The 3,170-nt window shown below is 58.4% G+C and carries 2 protein-coding genes and 1 pseudogene; 1 reads left to right on the top strand and 2 read right to left on the bottom strand.

Translation table 11 applies throughout. The annotated features are described in order from the left end of the window. Both ACF8AM_RS20110 and hemE read right to left on the bottom strand, forming a co-directional pair. Positions 1 to 205: pseudogene (locus ACF8AM_RS20110) on the bottom strand (hypothetical protein); the annotation flags it as partial. Then, the gene (hemE, locus tag ACF8AM_RS20105; protein ID WP_392557364.1) at positions 202 to 2,214 is read right to left on the bottom strand and encodes a uroporphyrinogen decarboxylase; all 2,013 of its coding nucleotides are present in this window, start codon (positions 2,212 to 2,214) and stop codon (positions 202 to 204) included. The pseudogene ACF8AM_RS20110 and the gene hemE, both read right to left, overlap by 4 nt. A gap of 133 nt (positions 2,215 to 2,347) precedes the next feature. On the opposite strand from hemE, the gene trmB reads away from it, so the two are divergent. Beyond that, positions 2,348 to 3,010: a tRNA (guanosine(46)-N7)-methyltransferase TrmB gene (gene trmB / locus ACF8AM_RS20100; protein WP_392557363.1), complete on the top strand. Its 663-nt coding sequence runs from the start codon at positions 2,348 to 2,350 to the stop codon at positions 3,008 to 3,010. Positions 3,011 to 3,170 lie beyond the last annotated feature (160 nt).

The following is a 3,170-nucleotide window of genomic DNA, read 5'->3' as shown; positions in this document are numbered from 1 at the left end:
CCGATGTGATCACGCGAATGGGTTTTTCGCCCGCAGCGATCCGGGCCAACGTCGCCTCGTCCGCGCGAGCCACTTGGCTCACAAACGAGTCGGCGGACTCAGCGATCTCGCACCCGTTTGCTTGAACCGATCCGTCCGTGTTCACCACGACATCGTCGCAGTGAAGCGGGCACAACGGGCAAACAACACGAGACGGTTCGCTCACGAATCCGTTCCACCATCCTCGGCTGAGAAATCATCTCGCACCGAGAGTTCTTTCACGGCTTTGACCAGTTCAATGGCATTTTCAACCGGGGTTTGTTGCAACACGCCATGACCGAGATTGAAGATGTGTCCGGGGCGCCCGCCGGCCTTGTTCAAAACATCTTGCACGGCCGCGCGAATGGTCTTGGCATCGGTCAACAACACCGACGGGTCCAGGTTGCCTTGGACGGAGATGTCATGCCCGACGCGTTTCCAAGCCACGTCCAATTCGATCCGCCAATCGACTCCCACCACCGTCCGGCGATCGCCACGCAACAAAGGCAATAGCTCCGGATTGCCGGTTGCGAAGTTGATCAATGGCACGCCAGGAGTCACGCCTTCCAAGATGCGTTTCATCCAAGGCAGCACAAACTCGCGGTAGTCACCTGGCGACAAACAACCAGCCCAACTGTCGAACAATTGCACACATTGGGCTCCCGCTGAGATCTGCTCGTTCAGATAGACGATGATCGCGTCGGTCAACCGATCCATCAACGCGGCCCAGCCCCCATCGGCTGCCCGCATCAAAGCTTTCGTGCTGCTGTACTGGCGGCTGCCGCCGCCTTCGATCGCATAACTGGCCAGCGTGAACGGAGCGCCAGCGAATCCGATCAACGGAATCCCCTCGGGCAGGTCCGCTCGCGTTTGCTTGACCGTCTCGTAGACGAACCCAAGATCCTGAGGGTTGTCGAGTCCTTTGACTCGGTCGACATCCGCCGCCGACCGAACCGGGTTGTGAATGACTGGTCCATCGCCTTTGACGAACTCCAAGTCGAATCCCATGGGGACCAAGATCGGCAACAAGTCCGAGAAAATGATCGCCGCGTCGACGTTCAGCTTTTCGACGGCCGTGCACATCACTTCGCTGCACAACTTAGGATTGGCGCAGAGTTCCAAGAACGATTGCTGCGATCGAACATCGCGGTACTCCTGCATGTAGCGTCCGGCTTGCCGCATCATCCAGACCGGGGTGCGGGGTGTGGGCTCACCGCGACACGCACGCATGAACAAACTGGACTGGGAGGGATGGTCGTCGATGGCGGGCATAGGTGTCTTGCTAGCAGAAATGAGATTGGAATCATCCGCCCGCACCGTGACAGAGGCAGACGATCCAGAGGCGGGCGATTGAAAACGAACTTGGTCGACCAAGCGTTTGGCTTCTCGAGCCGATTCGCTGACGAGGTGCCCCATTTTGGGATGCGATGGCTCCATCGCGACCGTCAAGTCATGCTCTCGCAACATGTCGCTGGTCGTGGGACCAATCGACACGATGGCGGTCTTGGACAAACCGTCACGCAAAGAATCCGTGATCCCGAGTTCTTCGCCCATGCGGAGCAAGTTGACGACTTGATGAGCACTGGTGACGAGCAAGATATCCCGTTCACCTTCGGCGAGTGCAAGTGTATTTGCCTTCAAAGCCTGCGTGTCCTCGGGGAATTCCCAGCCGTAGACTTTGACGGACTCGGCGATCGCACCGCGAGCTTCCAAGCCGGCGATCAACTGTTTGTTGCTGACGCCGTACTCCTGAATCCCGATTGTTTGATTCGCGATCGGGATCCCCGCGTCGATTGTTTGCAGCAATTCCCGCCAAGTGTTCGGTTCGGGCACGCGGTGAGTCGGCTTCAGCCCAAACTCTCGCATCACCGCGACCGGTTTGGGACCGCGACAGATCGTCGTGATGTCGCTGAGCGCATCGAGCAGTCGCTGTTGTTCCACGTGTTTCTCGGTGGCTTTCAACAGATATCGAAAGCCAACACCGGTCATCAAAATCACGATGCCGATGTCGCCCGTGATGATTCGATAAGCAAAGTCGATTGCTGCCCGATTGGGCTCGATCGGGACTTCGCGCATCGAAGGGCTGACAAACGCTTCACCGCCGAATTTGCAGATCAGGCGGGTCATGTCGTCGGCACGTCGGCTTTCCAAAGCGGCCACGCGGAGGCCATCAAATTTGTTTGTCATCGCAGCCATGCAGGTGCTGGATCCGTTAGGGGGAGGCCAATCGAGCCGGGAAGAAAGCGAGAAAGGCAAGATTGTAGAGATTTTGCGTCGCGTTACGATGACGGCACACAGTCTTTCGCACTTCCCTCGACAGCTTCTTCGCATGCCTCGCGCCGCCCTTCGAAAACCCAATCCCGCCTTGGACCTGGATTCCTGGCTGAAAACGCCCGAGGACTTGCCAGCGACAATCAACAGCCAAACGCTGTTCGGCAACGATCAACCATTGGAAATTGAGGTCGGCAGCGGGAAGGGACTGTTCATCCAAACGGAATCCGATCGTCGTCCCGAGCACAATTACTTCGGGATTGAAATCGCTCGCAAGTACGCCGCTCACGCTGCCGCCAGACTGGCCAAACGAGAGCGAGCCAACGCGAAAATGTTGGCTGGCGACGCCACCCCGCTGTTCGCGGTCACGGACGAGGGCAAACGAATCGAAGACGGGTCGCTGGAAGCCGTGCACGTTTACTTCCCCGATCCGTGGTGGAAAAAGCGACACAGAAAACGTCGCGTCCTCAGCCACGACAACATTCTCAATTTCAGTCGCTGCCTTCGCGTCGGCGGCCGGCTGCACTTCTGGACCGACGTGCTGGATTACTTTGAATTGACCGTGGAATTGATCGCGGAAATCGCACCCGAATTGGGCGTGCCGCTGCCCGAAACCCAGCGGGAATCCACCCACGACTTGGACTTCCACACCCACTTTGAACGTCGCAGCCGCAAAATGGGCATCCCGGTTTACCGAGTTTGCTACCGCAAACGCACCTAACTGGAACCTCGCCAACTAGCTCTCCGTCATAACCCGACGCGTGTGTTTTTTTGGTGCGTGTTTGTGCAAACACCGCGCGTGGTGCAGGGACGGCCCCGCGGGGGGGGCAGGGACGCGGGGCCCCGGGGGGGCGGCGGGGTTGGGTACAAACCAAGCCGAA

Origin of the sequence: Rhodopirellula sp. JB055, assembly GCF_043100905.1 — a bacterium.
Taxonomy (GTDB): domain Bacteria; phylum Planctomycetota; class Planctomycetia; order Pirellulales; family Pirellulaceae; genus Rhodopirellula.
This window is presented reverse-complemented; position numbering and strand designations above follow the sequence as displayed.